General features: G+C 40.4%; 15 protein-coding genes. 8 read left to right on the top strand and 7 right to left on the bottom strand.

Annotation, left to right across the window (positions count from 1 at the left end):
* Window positions 1-2: 2 nt before the first annotated feature.
* Entirely contained in the window at window positions 3-770 is a 768-nt protein-coding gene (locus tag AC27JR_RS03180; RefSeq protein WP_487172766.1) for a TatD family hydrolase, read from the top strand.
* Here AC27JR_RS03180 and AC27JR_RS03175 read toward each other — a convergent pair.
* On the bottom strand, window positions 737-1,357 hold the full coding sequence (locus AC27JR_RS03175; protein ID WP_487172765.1) for an AhpA/YtjB family protein: 621 nt from the start codon (window positions 1,355-1,357) through the stop codon (window positions 737-739). The two genes, AC27JR_RS03180 and AC27JR_RS03175, sit on opposite strands and share 34 nt — an antisense overlap.
* Window positions 1,358-1,499: 142 nt before the next feature.
* Here AC27JR_RS03175 and serB point away from each other — a divergent pair, with 142 nt between their 5' ends.
* Window positions 1,500-2,525, top strand: a complete 1,026-nt coding sequence (serB, locus tag AC27JR_RS03170; protein WP_008110300.1) for a phosphoserine phosphatase SerB — start codon at window positions 1,500-1,502, stop codon at window positions 2,523-2,525.
* Here serB and AC27JR_RS03165 read toward each other — a convergent pair.
* Window positions 2,522-4,996: a PilZ domain-containing protein gene (locus tag AC27JR_RS03165; protein ID WP_487172764.1), complete on the bottom strand. Its 2,475-nt coding sequence runs from the start codon at window positions 4,994-4,996 to the stop codon at window positions 2,522-2,524. The two genes, serB and AC27JR_RS03165, sit on opposite strands and share 4 nt — an antisense overlap.
* A gap of 555 nt (window positions 4,997-5,551) precedes the next feature.
* On the opposite strand from AC27JR_RS03165, the gene radA reads away from it, so the two are divergent.
* On the top strand, window positions 5,552-6,937 hold the full coding sequence (radA, locus tag AC27JR_RS03160) for a DNA repair protein RadA (RefSeq protein WP_008110304.1): 1,386 nt from the start codon (window positions 5,552-5,554) through the stop codon (window positions 6,935-6,937).
* An 85-nt stretch (window positions 6,938-7,022) separates the two neighbouring features.
* The gene (locus AC27JR_RS03155; protein ID WP_487172763.1) at window positions 7,023-7,955 is read left to right on the top strand and encodes a hypothetical protein; all 933 of its coding nucleotides are present in this window, start codon (window positions 7,023-7,025) and stop codon (window positions 7,953-7,955) included.
* 92 nt (window positions 7,956-8,047) lie between these two features.
* Here the strand turns inward: AC27JR_RS03155 and serA are convergent, their stop codons facing one another.
* The 5 genes from serA to metK form a co-directional block, all read right to left on the bottom strand.
* Window positions 8,048-9,277, bottom strand: a complete 1,230-nt coding sequence (gene serA, locus AC27JR_RS03150) for a phosphoglycerate dehydrogenase (protein ID WP_372858996.1) — start codon at window positions 9,275-9,277, stop codon at window positions 8,048-8,050.
* Window positions 9,278-9,286: 9 nt separating this feature from the next.
* Window positions 9,287-9,940 (bottom strand): ribose-5-phosphate isomerase RpiA, encoded by a 654-nt coding sequence (gene rpiA / locus AC27JR_RS03145; RefSeq protein WP_487172762.1) that lies wholly within the window; start codon window positions 9,938-9,940, stop codon window positions 9,287-9,289.
* Window positions 9,941-9,992: 52 nt separating this feature from the next.
* Window positions 9,993-10,589: a 5-formyltetrahydrofolate cyclo-ligase gene (locus AC27JR_RS03140; protein WP_487172761.1), complete on the bottom strand. Its 597-nt coding sequence runs from the start codon at window positions 10,587-10,589 to the stop codon at window positions 9,993-9,995.
* 18 nt (window positions 10,590-10,607) lie between these two features.
* Complete coding sequence (locus AC27JR_RS03135; RefSeq protein WP_487172760.1) at window positions 10,608-11,153, bottom strand: hypothetical protein; 546 nt, start codon at window positions 11,151-11,153, stop codon at window positions 10,608-10,610.
* A gap of 139 nt (window positions 11,154-11,292) precedes the next feature.
* Entirely contained in the window at window positions 11,293-12,444 is a 1,152-nt protein-coding gene (gene metK, locus AC27JR_RS03130) for a methionine adenosyltransferase (protein WP_013465687.1), read from the bottom strand.
* Between the two features lie 265 nt (window positions 12,445-12,709).
* Here metK and tkt point away from each other — a divergent pair, with 265 nt between their 5' ends.
* The 4 genes from tkt to AC27JR_RS03110 all read left to right on the top strand — a co-directional run bounded on the left by tkt (window position 12,710) and on the right by AC27JR_RS03110 (window position 17,244).
* Window positions 12,710-14,701 carry a transketolase gene (gene tkt, locus AC27JR_RS03125; protein WP_487172759.1) on the top strand — a complete coding sequence of 664 codons (1,992 nt, stop codon included), beginning with the start codon at window positions 12,710-12,712 and terminating at the stop codon, window positions 14,699-14,701.
* A gap of 303 nt (window positions 14,702-15,004) precedes the next feature.
* Entirely contained in the window at window positions 15,005-15,319 is a 315-nt protein-coding gene (ppnP, locus tag AC27JR_RS03120) for a pyrimidine/purine nucleoside phosphorylase (RefSeq protein ID WP_076918334.1), read from the top strand.
* 190 nt (window positions 15,320-15,509) lie between these two features.
* Complete coding sequence (gene hpf / locus AC27JR_RS03115) at window positions 15,510-15,866, top strand: ribosome hibernation-promoting factor, HPF/YfiA family (protein ID WP_487172758.1); 357 nt, start codon at window positions 15,510-15,512, stop codon at window positions 15,864-15,866.
* Window positions 15,867-16,008: 142 nt separating this feature from the next.
* Window positions 16,009-17,244, top strand: a complete 1,236-nt coding sequence (locus AC27JR_RS03110) for an NRAMP family divalent metal transporter (RefSeq protein WP_487172757.1) — start codon at window positions 16,009-16,011, stop codon at window positions 17,242-17,244.
* Window positions 17,245-17,277 lie beyond the last annotated feature (33 nt).

Here is a 17,277-nt window from a genome sequence, read left to right as displayed (position 1 = left end):
CTTTGCAATTTATAGACTCGCATTGTCATCTTGATTTTAGTGAGTTTGATACAAACCGCGAATCACTTATTAATGCTTGTGTAGCAAAGGGCATTAATCAATTTATTGTGCCAGGTATTAGCTTGGCGCAATCTCAAAAATTACTCGAGTTTAAAGCAACCTACCCACAAATTAGAATAGCTGCAGGGCTACATCCTTACTTTTTAGCGCAACATCAGCAATCGCACTTAGAATCGCTGTATAACTTTGCTAAAACAAACAAAACTCAGCTGGTGGCTATTGGGGAGTGCGGTCTCGATCGCAGTATCGAAAATCTTGAAAAACAAACTTTTCTGTTTGAGCAGCAAATAGCCCTTGCCAATGAGCTTGAGTTACCGCTGATTGTGCATCACAGACAAAGCCATGATTTAATAGCGCAATCGTTTAAGCGTTGTAAACCTAAGAATGGCGGTGTGATCCATGCTTTTTCAGGCTCAATACAACAAGCACAGTACTATATAAAAATGGGCTTTAAGCTTGGAGTGGGTGGGGTTATAACCTATGAGCGGGCTGCTAAAACGCGTGCGGTTGTAGCAAAGCTTGAGCCACAGCATTTAGTGCTTGAGACTGATTCACCTTCAATGCCGCTAAATGGTTATCAAGGGGAAATAAATACCCCTCTGCATATTCCTAACGTGTTTAATACGCTTCATAGTTTAAAACCAAATAGCGATAAATATCGATTAGCTGAGCAGCTTTATGATTCGTGCTCTGAGGTTTTTTGTATATAGCGATTTACTTGCCAGCGTTTTAACCCTCGGCCTAATTGCCAAGTAAAAATACAGGCAATCACTAGCATAAGTAATACTTGGCGACCTAAATCGTGAAAATGATTATGGCTTGAAGATACCGCAGCACGCGTTAAATAGGTAATAGATACAAAGCCAATAGGGCGATTGTCGTCAGAAATAACTTGTTCAACAAACGGTGTTTTTAACTTACTAATGCCAGGCGATGAGTCTGGTAATAAACCATATACATGATGTGATTGCCAGTTATCGCTGCTTGCAAGCACTACACCTTGTTTATCATAAATGGTGGCTGAAAGAACAAACTCATCTTTACTAATATTGTTGCACAAGGTGGTGAGCTGCGATTTGTTTTTCTCTATCAGCGGGTTTTTGGCATTCAGTGCCATAAACTGAGTGAGTGACTTGGCTGCGCTATTAGCATTATCATACAGTAGTTGATGGCTTTGAAAGCTACTGTTTATTCCTACCCAGCTTAATAATACAAAGCAGCCAGCGGCCAATAACAAACGAATTAAACGCTTTTTTTGCGAGGCTGTAAGTGGATTTTTAAGATGGTTATTTTTCATAGTCACCGTTTATGCTGCTGACAGCATTTTGATTTGATGTTACAACTACACTATAACCCTAAATCCCCCCTGATGGCGAATTTTGTATCTCATATCCTTATTATCAATGAGCTAAATGTCAGGAAATATAAACGGAGATCCCATGTCGAACGCGAACATGGCACAGCAAAGCGCTGAGCTATTATCATCATCACTTATTCTTAATAAGTGGTTTAGCTACCAACAAGGTGTTTTTACACCACTAAATACAACACCGAACAGAAACCAAGGGCTATTTGGTATTGCATTTGGCGGTGACTTTAATACGCAGCATATTAATAGCATTATTGAATTTTTTGCGGCTCACCAGCAAAATGTAACAGCAATTTGTCAATATCAGCCAGATTTAGGGTTATCTCCGGCATTGTGCTTCTACATAGAAAATGCAGAGCGCGCAATAAATCCTCTCGAACTTCAAACTTTTGCAAATACCTTGGCATGCCAGTTAGTGCAAGTTACCACCCCTCCTGACTTACAAAAACCGGGATTATTGGTAATGGATATGGATTCAACAGCCATTACTATTGAGTGTATTGATGAAATTGCACGTTTGGCTAATGTATACGACGAGGTTGCCAGCGTGACCGCGCAGGCAATGGCAGGCAAGCTTGATTTTAGTGAAAGCTTATACCAACGTGTTGCTAAGCTTGAAGGCATTGAAAAGAGTTTAATTGATGAGCTTAAAAGTACACTGCCTTTAATGCCGGGAATTAAAGCGTTATGCCAAATTTTAAAACACCACGATTGGTATTTAGCGATTGCATCGGGCGGTTTTGTGCCGTTTGCTGAGCGAGTGCAGGAGTTGATTAATTTAGATGAAGTGCATGCCAATGTGCTTGAATTTAAAGACGATAAACTAACAGGTAAGGTGTTAGGTGGGATTGTTGATGCTGAGCAAAAAGCGGTTGTTTTAAATGCCTTACAACAAAAACTGGGGCTTGAAAAAAGTCAAACTGTTGCCATTGGTGATGGCGCAAACGATTTAAAAATGATGGCTCATGCTGGCTTAGGCGTTGCTGTGCATGGTAAACCTAAAGTAGTTGAACAAGCCCAAGCTGCTATATGCCAAGGCTCGTTATTACAACTGTTATATATGCTGGCGGTTCCGCTAAACCCATCACAGGTTTAACGTAAACGGTTTAACCAAATTAGTTTGCGCCTAGACATTTGCTCAACCTGTTGTTGGTTGAGCGATAAATGCTCAAGCGCTTCATTACTTACATCAATAATGTCGCCAACACCTGATACAGACCACAAGGCATCCTCTAAGTCTTTGGCTTTGTGAATTGCGTATTGGCTTACGTATTTTAGCTCGTTTGCTAAGTAATCAGTATCGAGTCGACCAGTACGTGAAATATATAAACGCATTATAAAAACCAGTTCAGACTTCAGCCCTTTACTTATTTGCTGCTTAAACTCGCTGCAGTCAGTACCTAAAACACATTGACTGGTAATAGCATCGGCTATATTTTCTTTTTTAGGATCGAAGTTAATTACCAAACTAAACTCTAACGGTGGATCTTGGCGGGTGCGATCTTTAATATTAGGTGTGATCACATCAATTATGTGTGCTTTAGTAATAATATTCGATAAGTCTGTTTGAGCATTTAACAGAGCAAAGTTTTGCAAAATAACATGTAATGGGCTTGGGTATAAACCAAATCCCATGGCGCCAATTTCGAAATGTGCCATTGATTTATGTAGATAAATTGGGAACTGACACAGCGTTTTGGTCACCATATTTCTGAGTGCCGTAGAAAGCCCGGGTACTTTAGGTGACTCTTCAGCTACTTTTAATTTTTGTTTATTGCTATTAATTAAAAGGGTAAAAAAATCGACCCCAGTATGAGGTGAGCCTTTATCTACATGCGCTTTCAAATTAATAGTAGTCAGCGATTTGCTTACTGCCATTACTTCATACTGAATGTGGCTGAGGGAATAACTTTTGGTAATTTTTTGCAAATCGGGAAATGATAACGAAACAATATCGCCTTTTTTAAAGTTCACTTCTTGATTGCACTCTAGCTGTAAGCCAAATATTGAAAAATCACGGGTATGCCCATGTAGTACCGCATCACGGGTATTAATTACCACATTAGTTTTGTATAAATAGCGCTTATTAGAGCGAAGATTTACATATTCTAGAGGCACAGTATTTAGCTCAGGAGGAGATTCATGCTTACTGTGGCCAAAAAACTTCAGCTTGTTAGCTAAGGCCTTATTAAACTCGTAATGTTGATAATGCTGTTGTTCATGTTTATTACCTACTTGGGTAAGCAGCATTAAATATTTTACGTCTTTTATAGCGCCCTCAACACGCGGTGAAGGCGGCTTGTTTAGTTTTTCAATATTTTTACCCAACGAGTTAGGTAAAGATAAAGGAATATAAGCATCCTCAGTGTGACTTGGCATTAGTTGTAATTTAAAGCAGCGCCAACTGTCTCTGCGGCTACCAAAACCAAAAAATAACGCTTTTAATTGTGCGTGTTGCTCAAGCTCGGAACGAGTTGCTGAGTAGTAATAAATTTTTCCTGCAGAGACATGAGTAAAGGTATATAAGTACTCTTCTTTTACAGCCACTGGTTTTAGTGCCAAGGTACGAATGCGTTTATGGTTTAACACACTGTATAGGCAAGATTTTTTGCCTTCGTCAGTAAAGTAACGCTGAATAAATAAACTGTTTTCGGTGGTTAAGCTCAGGCTCGGATAATAAACGCCGCTTTTCTGGCTAATAAAAACATATAGAGAATTAACCCTAGGGATGTAATATTGTTCATACCCCTTAGAAATAACCGCATCAAGGGTGTTATCTAAGTTCACTTTATAACGGCGTTTATTACCATGAATAAAGCTTTCTAAAAACCGATCAAACGCGCTGTTATTTTCTTCAAATGTACGTTTTAAGCGGATATGATTAAATTCATCTGAGGTGTTTTCTATCGCCACAACTTCATATTTAACACCACTTTTAAGGCCTAACTGAAAGTCTTGCTCTAAGCCTACTAAGTGCATAGTAATAGGCTGACCTTTTTTTAAGCTATATCGCGACGCCAACTTAATTTTACAGCCACTGAGAGAAATATCAGAGGTGCTAGCGTCAATTTTTGCTTGCCTGTCATACTCAATGGTAATTTTTATTGAGTAATTCATTCGCTCTTCACTACGACTTTCATAGGCTGCAAACTTAATAACATTGGTAGTTAGCTTGCGTTGCGGTTCTACTTTTTTTGCTGTGGTTGATTGCTGTTGTAATACCCGATAATTATTGTCGGTATTCATTACCGCTTCGTAAACTGCCAGGGTGTAGCCTTTATGTTGCTTTATTGCCGCTTCGAATACTTCAATTGCGTTGTCATCCATAAAGTGTTGCTTGTTTTTGTATTCATAAGGCTTTACTTGGCCGTTGACTAAACCACGTAGATCAATAAAGCGGTCTATCGGCTGAGATAAACGAGACATTTCCATTTTTATTAAAAACTGCTCGGGTTTAGTTAACTCTGCAGTTTTTGACTTGAAAATGAGATCAAACTTAGCATTTCCCAAATACTGTTTTAATTCATTTACAAGCGCTTCATGCTTAAGCAATACGTCTTCAGCCATTTATAAATCATCACCGTCTAATTTAAAAAGTAGGTATACTTTTGCAATTATTTATTAGAGTATTTAATAAATAGAATCTCGCAAAACCGTCAAATGCGGCCTCGATACTCTGCGTAACTATACTTGTGTTTAACCTGAACTCCGGATAATAAATCCATCTCAAGCAGCTATTTTCAGCGCTAACTGCGTTTAATTTACTTGCAATAGACTAGAGTTATTGACGCGTAATTTCGCCTTGTTTCACTAAAAATCTCTAGCTAGAGAATAATAAGCACAAATATCTTTTTGATTCAACATGTTAGTAAATCTCTTAACCAAAGTTTAGGTTATTTATTGTTATTTTCTAATAGCCAATTAATTGGCAAGGGTTTATTAGTTTTTTAAAGCAAGAAACATGCCTTAAAGTGGACTAAGTGAAACTACATTAATATAGTATCAGTGTGAGACTAAATGCGCTGTTCCACAAGACGTTGTTGCTAAGACAAAGCCTGCAATGGCAAAATAAGCGCTTAACACTGTGTATTTCAAAATAAAGAATAGTAGGTAAGGTTTTAAATGGCTAAAGCGGCAAAAGTAGAGTTTGTTTGTACAGAATGTGGCATGAACTATCAACGTTGGCAAGGCCAGTGTCGCTGTGGTGCATGGAACACTTTAGCAGAGTTCAAACCTTCTGCAGGGCAAAACAAAAAGGTAGCTGCTCGTGCCAGTGTAGGTGGCTATGCTGGTGGCATTGGTGGTGGCTCTAAAAAAATTAATGATGTAGCTACCGCAGAGGCTGAAAAACAGCTTACCGAAATTGGTGAACTTGACCGTGTGTTAAGTGGCGGTGTAACCACCGGCTCAGTTAATATTATTTCTGGTGATCCTGGAGCGGGTAAAACAACGCTACTATCAGATTTAGTAGCAAGAATGTCTCAGCGTATGCCATCACTTTACTGTACCGCAGAGGAGTCATTATCCCAGTTTAAAAACAGGGTTAATCGTTTAAAGCTTAATTACAACGAAGATGAACTCTATTTACTGTCAGAAACCAGTGTTGAAACCATTATTGAAGAGCTGGATAAAAACAAAATTAAGTTTGCCGTTATCGACTCTATTCAAGCCGTTGTCACCGATACCGCTAATGGCAGCCCAGGTTCACCTTCTCAGGTAAAAAGTGCAGCTCAGGCATTGACTCAATATTGTAAGCAAAACGACGTGACTATGTTTATTATTGCTCACGTAAATAAGAATAATGAAATAGCAGGCCCGCAAACCTTAGTACACATAGTTGATGCACTGTTACATATTGATACCAATGATGGTCAAGTGCGTACTCTGCGTGCTAATAAAAATCGCTTTGGTGATATAGACACCGTCGGCATTTTTAAAATGTGTGAACGCGGTATGCTCAGTGTGGATAACCCCAGTGAAATTTTCTTATCGGGTTCAACTACAGAGTCGCCAGGGTCGACAATTACCTGTATCCGTAAAGGAAATCGTAATTTACTGCTAGAAATTCAGTGTTTAACCACTGAAACCGAAGCAGAGTTTCCACAGCGAGTATGTGTTGGTTTAAATATGAACCGGATTAAAATGCTCACCGGTATTTTACGTAAGCACACTAAAACTAAAATATTCCACGATACGTTTTTTAATATTGTCGGTGGTTTAAAAATTGATGAATCAGAAACCTGTATTGACTTAGCGCTTGTTACTGCACTTTTGAGTAGTTTAAACGAATTTGTTGTACCTCGAACCACCTGTATTATGGGGGAGTTAAGTTTAAATGGTGATGTACGCCCAATCGACAGTGGTGTGCCCCGTGTTAAAGAAGCGGCGCAACATGGGTTTACTGAAATATTTATCCCATTTCGTAACTACCATAAATCAATGGAAGGGCTGGGTGCCAAAATAACGCCGGTTAAAACCGTGCACGAGCTACTTAGTTTAATTAATTAGCAAACAAAAAGTGCTTAACGACTTATGTTCTCAATGTTATTCTTGCTTAAAGCCACTTATATAAAGAGTTTAATAAGGAAATAACATGAAAAAATTAGTGATTGCAGCCGCGATTATTGCTGCAGGTGTGGGTGGCGTAAGCTATGCAAACTATGTAGCAACCCAAGAGGTACGCGCTGAGGTTGATAAGCAGTTGGCTTTGGTTAGCGAACAAACAGGTGCCAGCTTTAACTATGCAGATCTATCGGCGAGTGTTATTTCAAATAGTGTTGCCATTAGTAATATAGAAGTGACCAGCCCTGAGGGTGAAAATATTGCCACGGTTGAGCATGTGGAAGTGACAGGTTACGAAACCGATAAAATATCGCCTCATACTGCTTTTACACTGAAGAACTTCCAATTTGATAAAAGCTTTGTCGCTACACTGCCTGCAGATACTAATGCACAACTTGCCTCGGCCAGCTATGATTTACACTCATCATTAGATTACGATGAGCAATCAGGTAACAGCGATATAGTTGTTAAACTACACGCCAACGATATTGCCAGCATTGATATGAATATGGGGCTGGCTAATTCTAAAGCGCTTATGGATGCTTCGCTTGAAATAAGCAAAGCTCAGCAAACAGCAGGTGATACACCGCTTACTTATGAGCAAGAGTTGCAACAGCAAACACTTATTATGCAAGCAATGAGTCAGTTAGAGCCACGTACTATGAGTGTAATGCTTGATAACCAAGGTGAGCTAAGTGGCTTGCTAGAAAGTGAATTAGCCAAACAAGGTATGACACTAGAGCAAATGCAAATGATGCTGGCTCAACAGTTACAACAAGCGCCGGTAACCGAAGAAATAGCGCAAGCATTAACTAACTTTGCTAAAGGCCTAAATTCGCTTAGTGTTTCGGCTAAACTACCTGAAGGTAAAACCATGATGGAAGTAAATCAGCAGCTAATGATGTTAGCAGGACAACCCGAAGAGCTGGTTAAGTTTATAAATTTAGAAGTTAAAGGCAAGTAACAGCTGTAAGTTATAAGTCGTCGGATTCAATTTAAAACAAAAAAGCCGTACTTGATTACTCAAGTACGGCTTTTATTATTTTAGCTGATTTCTTAGTGCAGAATACGAGCTCTAATTGTGCCTTCAACTGCACTAAGTTCTTTTAGTGCTACTTCAGATTGATCGGTATCTACGTCAATAACCACGTAACCAATTGCTTCATCCGTTTGTAAGTACTGCGCGGCAATATTAATACCGTGCTGAGCAAACGCTTGGTTAATTTGCGTTAGCACACCAGGGCGGTTGTGATGCACGTGTAACAAGCGGCTGCGGTTGGCAAGTTCTGGCAGTGATACTTCAGGGAAGTTAACGGCAGTAATGGTTGAGCCATTATCTGAGTACTTAGCAAGCTTACCTGCTACTTCAATACCAATGTTTTCCTGTGCTTCTTGAGTTGAGCCCCCAATGTGCGGTGTTAAAATAACGTTGTCGAATTCACGCAGTGGCGAGATAAACTCTTCATCATTCGATTTAGGTTCAACTGGGAATACATCAATGGCTGCACCACTAAGCTTCTTCTCTGTTAGCGCTTCTGCTAGGGCGTCTATATCAACCACAGTACCGCGAGAAGCATTGATTAAAATAGACCCTTGCTTCATCACGGCAAGCTCTGCTGTACCAATTAGGTTTTTAGTTTGCGGAGTTTCTGGAACATGTAAGCTAATAATATCAGCACGTTGCAACAGCTGCGTTAAGTTATGTACTTGTGTAGCATTACCTAAAGACAGTTTGTCTTCAATGTCGTAATACTCCACGTTCATACCAATATTTTCAGCCATAATGCCCAACTGAGTACCAATGTGGCCGTAACCAATAATACCTAAGGTTTTACCGCGCGCTTCAAACGAGCCGTTGGCTGTTTTTAACCAACCGCCGCGGTGGGCAGCAGCATTACGCTGAGGAATTCCACGTAATAACAGCAGTATTTCACCAAGTACAAGCTCAGCAACAGAGCGGGTATTTGAAAACGGGGCATTAAATACCGCAATACCGCGCTCACGTGCTGCGTTTAAATCTACTTGGTTTGTACCAATACAAAAGCAACCTACAGCGACTAGCTTTTCAGCTGCGTTTAATACAGATTCGTTAATATGAGTACGAGAACGAAGCCCCACAAAGTGCACATCTTTAATACGCTCTATAAGTTCGTCCTCTGGCAACGATGTTTTAACGTAGTCGATATTGCTATAACCGTTACGTTTTAGCGTTTCAACAGCGCTTTGGTGAACACCTTCAAGCAAGAGAATTTTAATTTTGTCTTTTGCTAACGATACCTTACTCATAACCATATCCTATTTAATTTGTGGCCCATTTTTAGTGCCGATAATCACTTTATCAGCACCGCGCTCTGCAAATAGGCCGTTGGTAACTACGCCAACAATTTGATTTATTTGTGTTTCAAGCTGTTTAGCATGGGTAATTTTTAAATTATGTACATCTAAAATAACGTTGCCGTTATCGGTTACTACACCTTGGCGATAAACTGGGTCACCACCTAGTTTTAATAATTCACGGGCAACGTAGCTACGTGCCATCGGAATAACTTCAACCGGAAGAGGGAAGTCTCCTAAGGTTTCGACTAGTTTTGTATCATCAACAATGCACACAAACTGTTTCGCTACTGCTGCTACTATTTTCTCTCGGGTAAGCGCCGCACCGCCGCCTTTAATCATTTCGTTTAGGGCGTTAATTTCATCTGCGCCATCAACGTACACGTCGAGTGCCGCTACATCGTTAAGCTCAAACACTTCTATGCCAAGCTCTTTTAAGCGCGCTGTAGATGCTTCTGAACTTGATACTGCACCAACGATGGTGTCTTTAACTGTGCCTAGGGCATCAATAAAGTGATTAACGGTTGAGCCTGTGCCTACACCTACTATGGTGTTTTCTTTTACAAACTCGAGTGCAGCCCACGCAGCTGCTTTTTTTAATTCATCTTGTGTCATTGTTGTCTGCTCATTGGTGTCAAAATAGGCTGTTAGTTTACAAGATTAGTTGTTACCAACAGTAGGTTTTATCGGGTGTTATGATCGTTTTTAGTGGTACATCCCACGATTCAATCGGTAACTCATCGACTTGTTGGCACGCATGTGCGAGGCCAATAAGTTGCGGTTGTTGCCAGTGTTGTTCGTATAAACGTGCCAATGTTCTATCGTAAAACCCACCTCCCATTCCAAGGCGATTACCAAATTTATCAAATGCCACTAATGGCATTAGAACGTAATCAAGCTCAGGTAAGGGGCATATTTGAGAGCAGTTCAACTTAGGCTCCAAGATACCATAGCGATTTGCTCTCATGGGTGAGTTTTTTTCATAGCGTTGAAATAGTAAATTAGCCCCATTAAATGGATGAATTACTGGCAAGTAAATAGCCTGGTCAGTGTTCCATAATTCATTAATTAACAATGAGGTATCTAATTCTCCATCATTACTTAAATAAAGCGCGATATGACTTTTTTTGGCCGAATTTATGCTTTTTAAGTGTTGAATAAAATTCACTTTAAGCGATTCGGCGGCTAATTGTTGCTGGTTTTTTGATAGGTTATTACGTGCTTTACGAATATCGTGTCTTATTTGTGCGCGATTATTACTCATTAAATAACTAAACCATGATTAAAAAGAGAATAAATTAGGAAATAATAAGTACATAGCAAGTACAATAAGCAATATTACGGCTGTAGAAATCAGCGAATATAAAACAAGGTTACTGCGTTTTTTGGGCGTAGTAGAGAGTGGCTCATCAAGCATTAAATCGTCATCTTCCCATACTTCATTATTTTCATCAGGTAATGATAATTCAACTTCAGGGAGGCGTTGCTCAATATCTTCTAGTTTTTCTTCAAGGCGAATTAGGCTACTGGTAATGTAATCTAGGGCGTCAAATAAGCGCTGATCTCGCTGGCTGTCGTAAGCTGTTTGAGATGCCGTTTGTGTAGCCGCAGCTTGCTGAAGTTTGCTTTTAATCCCCAGCGTTGAAAGTAACTTAGCTTGCTTGAGTGCTTTATCTTTGGGGCAAGGGGCAAATAACGGTTTGCCATCAAAAAAAGCAGTCACTTTTTCTGGCGAGGTTTTCAGCTTTTCTGTCAGTGCAGTGGTCACTGCTTGGCTGTCTGCACCTTCTGCAAGTCCTACAAATATAACACGAAAATTGTCGGCCATTTTTTATCCCTAATACGCTTTATTGTATAAGCAGAGTATATACCTAAAATGTTAAACAGTTCGAGACTGTTTTACGACTAACTTAGTACACATAGCAAAACGGCCCTAAAAAGGGCCGTTTAAATACTAGCTAAGTGGCTTATAGACCAGCTGCTGCGCGAAGTGCGTCTGCTTTATCTGTGCGTTCCCATGGGAATTCGTCACGACCAAAGTGGCCGTAAGCTGCTGTTGGAAGGTAAATAGGGCGCTCAAGGTCAAGCATTTGAATTAGACCGTAAGGGCGTAAGTCAAAGTGTTCACGAATAAGTTCAATTAAACGCGCTTCTTCTAATTTACCTGTGCCAAATGTTTCAACACTGATAGAAGTAGGCTCTGCAACACCAATAGCGTAAGACACTTGAAGTTCACACTTATCAGCAAGGCCTGCAGCAACAATGTTTTTAGCAACGTAACGTGCAGCATAAGCCGCTGAGCGGTCAACTTTTGATGGATCTTTACCAGAGAAAGCACCACCACCGTGACGAGCCATGCCACCGTATGTATCTACAATGATTTTACGACCAGTTAAACCACAGTCACCCATTGGGCCACCAATAACAAAACGACCTGTTGGGTTAATGAAAAATTTGGTTGCGCTAGTAATAAGCTCAGCAGGAAGTACTGGCTTAATAATTGTTTCCATTACAGCTTCTACTAAGTCATTTTGCGATACATCTTCGCTGTGCTGAGTAGAAAGTACAACGGCATCAATACCTACTGGCTTGCCATTTTCGTATGCAAATGTAACTTGTGATTTTGCATCTGGACGTAACCAGTTAAGCTCGCCGCTTTTACGTACTTGTGCTTGGCGTTGTACTAAACGGTGAGAATAAGTAATTGGAGCAGGCATTAATACTTCTGTTTCGTTACATGCGTAACCAAACATTAAGCCTTGGTCGCCAGCACCTTGTTCTTCAGGGCTTGTACGATCAACACCTTGGTTGATGTCTGGAGACTGTTTACCAATAGTGTTTAAAATTGCACACGAATCGGCATCAAAGCCCATATCTGAGTGTGTGTAACCAATTTCACGTACTGTTTTACGTGTAATTTCTTCGATATCAACCCATGCGCTAGTCGTGATTTCACCACCAACCATAACCATACCGGTTTTAACGTAAGTTTCACACGCTACACGGGCATGAGAGTCTTGCTCTAGGATAGCATCAAGTACCGCATCAGAAATTTGATCGGCGATTTTATCCGGATGACCTTCAGAAACAGATTCAGAAGTAAATAAATGTTTTGCCATTGTAATTATGCTCACAAATATTGCGCTTCACAAACGTCGGTATTAGCGCTAAAAAATTAAGGCGCGTATTTTATCTAAAACAAGCGAACTTGCATAGTTTTTTTACGCCTAGACGTCTAAATAAAATATCTAATAGTAAATGGTTCTTAAAAAATATTCATAATGTCCTATTTTTATGGGTTTTTAATTGCACACAGCCCCTACAATAAGTAAGAATGGAGGTATATAAATACCCGCGCAAATACATATAAAGGTAGGAGAATTCATGCCATCTCGCAAAGAACTTGCAAATGCTATTCGCGTCTTGTCAATGGACGCAGTACAAAAGGCCAAATCTGGTCACCCTGGAGCCCCTATGGGCATGGCTGATATCGCAGAAGTATTATGGCGCGATTATCTTAAACATAACCCAACAAATCCAGAGTGGGCTGACCGAGATCGATTTATACTCTCAAATGGTCACGGTTCAATGCTAATTTATTCTCTATTGCATTTAAGTGGTTATGATTTACCACTGGACGAAATTAAAAACTTCCGCCAAATGCACTCCAAAACGCCAGGCCACCCAGAATATGGATATGCGCCAGGAATCGAGACTACTACGGGTCCATTGGGTCAAGGGATCACAAATGCCGTAGGTATGGCAATTGCTGAAAAAGCATTAGCCGCTCAATTTAACCGTGAAGGCCATGACATTGTTGATCACCACACTTACGCATTTATGGGTGATGGTTGTTTAATGGAAGGTATTTCTCATGAAGCCTGTTCGCTTGCTGGCACATTAGGCCTAGGCAAGTTAGTCGCATTTTGGGATGACAACGGCATTTCAATCGACGGTGAAGTTGAAGGCTGGTTTAGTGATGACACACCTGCACGTTTTAAAGCATACGGCTGGCATGTAATTAGCGACGTTGATGGCCACGACAGCGATGCTGTAAGTGCTGCAATTAGCGAAGCAAAAAGCGTGACCGACAAACCAACGCTAATTTGTTGTAAAACAGTAATTGGTTATGGCTCACCTAATAAATCAGGTAGCCACGACTGTCATGGCGCACCACTAGGTGATGACGAAATTAAAGCATCTCGCGAGTTCTTAGGTTGGACGGGGGATGCATTTGAAATCCCTGCTGACATTTACGCACAGTGGGATAACAAAGAAAAAGGCCAACAGCTTGAAGCAAGCTGGGATGAAAAATTTGCCGCATACGAGCAAGCCTTCCCAGAGCTAGCAGCAGAATACAAACGCCGTACAAATTCAGATTTACCCGCTGATTGGGCTGAAAAGTCACAAGCGTATATTGAGCAGTTACAAGCAAACCCAGCAAACCCAGCATCACGTAAAGCATCACAAAATGCATTAAACGCGTTTGGTCCGTTACTACCTGAGTTTATGGGTGGCTCTGCCGATTTAGCAGGTTCAAACTTAACAATTTGGGATGGCTCTAAAGGCTTAACGGCAGACGATGCAAGTGGTAACTACATTTACTACGGTGTACGTGAGTTTGGTATGTCGGCAATTATGAACGGTATTGCACTTCATAAGGGCTTTATTCCTTACGGTGCAACGTTCTTAATGTTTATGGAATACGCACGCAACGCGGTACGTATGGCTGCATTAATGAAGCAACCAAGCATTTTTGTATACACGCACGATTCAATTGGTTTAGGTGAAGATGGTCCAACTCACCAACCAGTAGAGCAAATTGCCAGCATGCGTTTAACGCCTAACCTTTACAACTGGCGCCCATGTGACCAAGTTGAGTCGGCAATTGCGTGGCAACAAGCTATTGAACGTAAAGACGGTCCTACATCATTAATCTTTACTCGCCAAGGCTTAGAGCAACAAGCACGTGATGCACAGCAATTAAGCGACGTTAAAAAGGGTGGTTACATCCTAAGTTGTGACGGCAACCCAGAGCTTATTCTTATTGCTACCGGCTCTGAAGTACAACTAGCGCAAGACTCTGCGAAAGAGCTACGTGCGCAGGGTAAAAAAGTACGTGTTGTATCTATGCCGTGTACTGATGCGTTTGAAGATCAATCGCCTGAGTACAAAGAAAGCGTATTACCAGCAAGCGTTTCACGTCGCGTAGCGATTGAAGCGGGTATTGCTGATTACTGGTACAAGTACGTCGGCCTAAATGGTGCTGTAGTCGGTATGACTACTTTTGGTGAATCAGCTCCAGCTAACGAGCTATTTGAATTCTTCGGCTTCACCGTAGAAAACATCGTTAACAAAGCAAACGCATTGTTTTAAGCAACTGCTTTAACATTTAAAAGCCCGCGCAGTGTAAACAGGGCGGGCTTTTTTATGAGTTATACTTTTATCACTTCCTCTAAAGCGCAGCGTCTCTTCGTCCTCTTTGTGCATAAATTACCAAAAGATCTGTTCGAAGCTCGTAGCCCGTTGCTCGAAGCAAATTTCCCTATAAAATCGTTATTTTTTTAACCTTTTGGCTTCTAAATGAGTAATTTTCAAAGCACTTAACTTGCAAGCCTTTCTCGTATCAGGCACTGTGAGCATAATTAAAATTATAAACTTAAATAAACAGGAGTGAGGATGTCTCAGTTTGATAATGTAAGTGTCGTTAAACAGGCCAACGTATATTTTGACGGTAAAGTATCGAGTCGTACCGTGGTATTTGGTGATGGCAGTACAAAAACATTAGGTTTTATGCAACCCGGTGAGTTTGAATTCGCAACCAGTAAAAAAGAATTGATGGAATTAAATGGCGGCCAATGGGAAGTGTTACTGCCAGGTGAGATTGAATGGCAAACAATGTCGGCAGGTGAATCATTTAACGTAGATGCTAATGTTAAATTCCAAGTAAAAGTCGCTGACTTTGCAGATTACTGTTGTTCATACACCGAATAAATATATAGTTGATTAAATTATCAGCACATCTGAAAGGCCGCTATCACGCGGCTTTTTGCATACTTAATGCTAAATGAATGATCTAAATCAGGTGCGGTAATAAATAATTGCTAAATTTAGCTATTTTCTCTTGTGTTAATTCGTTTAGCCCCCAATACTAAGTATGAGGTAACATAAAAAAGGATACCCTATGAAAATTAATCTTTCTGGTCACCATGTTGACGTTACTGATTCTATTAAAGAACACATTAACGAAAAGTTTTCTAAAATTGAGAGTCATTTTCCATCATTGATAGCGCTCGACATTATTCTTTCAAAAGAGCATCACAAGTTCCAAGCAGAAATTAGTACAAATTATGAAGGTGCGCGAATATCGGTTAAAGGGGAAAACGAGGTTATGTACCCAGCCATTTCCAGCGCAGCTAAAAAACTCGATGCCGCACTAAAGCATCGTAAAGGGCAAATAAAAGCGAACTTACATGAAAAGCCTGTAAGTACCACACCTGAAATAGCACACGAAATCATCCAAGAGATGAATTTAAATTAATAACTAACAATGTGTTATTTTTAAAAAGAGCCTAAGGGCTCTTTTTTATTGCCTGTAAATTAGGTAAGTTATGCATTCACACAGTTTATTAATGATAAAAATTAATAATAAAATCACATAACACACCAAATTTGAGAAGTTAATGCAGTACACACAAAGCACATGGAAGTCTAGGTTAGGGGCGCTCGGCCCAGGTATTTTAATGGCCACCGCTGCCATTGGTGGCTCACACTTAGTTGCATCGACTCAAGCTGGTGCATTATTTGGTTGGCAGCTATTCTGGCTTATTGTATTGGTTAACGTTTTAAAGTACCCGTTTTTTCGTTTTGGTATGGAATACACACTCGCTACTAAAAATAGTTTAGTCGAAGGGTATAAAAACCAAGGGCCTGGCTATTTTTATAGTTTTATTGCCCTCAATATTATCGCCGCAGTGGTAAACACCGCTGGTGTGTTGCTGCTCACAGCGAGCTTATTACACTACGCATTACCTATTAGCATTCCTGTTACCTTGTTGTGTTGGTTAATATTGGCTGTGTGTTTAATTATATTATTACTAGGGCACTTTAAAGCGCTCGATAACGTTGCAAAAGCTATTATGGGGCTACTTACTATAGCAACCATAACCGCATTAGTTATTGCTATAAATAACGGCCCTGTAGCGTCTGTAAACTATGTTGGTCCCTCACCATATGAACTTGCAATATTGGGCTTTATGGTTGCCTTAATGGGCTGGATGCCAGCGCCTATTGAAATTTCGGCTCTGAGCTCGTTGTGGCTTAAAGAAAAACAAGCTCAGCAAAGTGTGACTAAAAGCCAAGGCTTATTCGACTTTAATGTAGGTTATTGGTTAACCGCCGGGCTTGCGCTGGTATTTTTTAGTTTAGGTGCGTTAGTGCAATATGGGCAAAGCAGTAATATAGAGCTTGGCGGTGTAGCCTTTGCTAAACAGCTGATTGATATGTATGCACTTACTATTGGCGAGTGGGCAAGGCCTTTGGTATCTGCCATCGCGTTTTTGTGTATGTTTGGCACCACACTCACCGTGCTTGACGGTTACGCCCGCACACTTAACGAATCGCATAAACTTCTTGGTTTTAAGCAATCAAAACACAGCTTAAATACGTGGCTTATATTACAAGCATTGACCGGTATGGCGGTGATCTTATTTTTTAAATCAGCTCTTGGGCCCATGCTTACCTTTGCCATGACGCTTGCGTTTGTAACCACACCGGTTTTTGCATGGCTTAACTTCAGCCTAGTTCGCTCAGAGCCTGCGATTAAACACAGTCTACTTTTGCGTAGCTTAACCTGGTTGGGTTTGGTGTACTTGGTTGGTTTTGCTGTAGCGTTTGTGGTTTGGAAACTAGCAGCCTAATTAAAGCCCTAAAGTCTAAAATTAAATGAGGCA

Source organism: Pseudoalteromonas sp. NH0006-26 (assembly GCF_057552415.1).
This window is presented reverse-complemented; position numbering and strand designations above follow the sequence as displayed.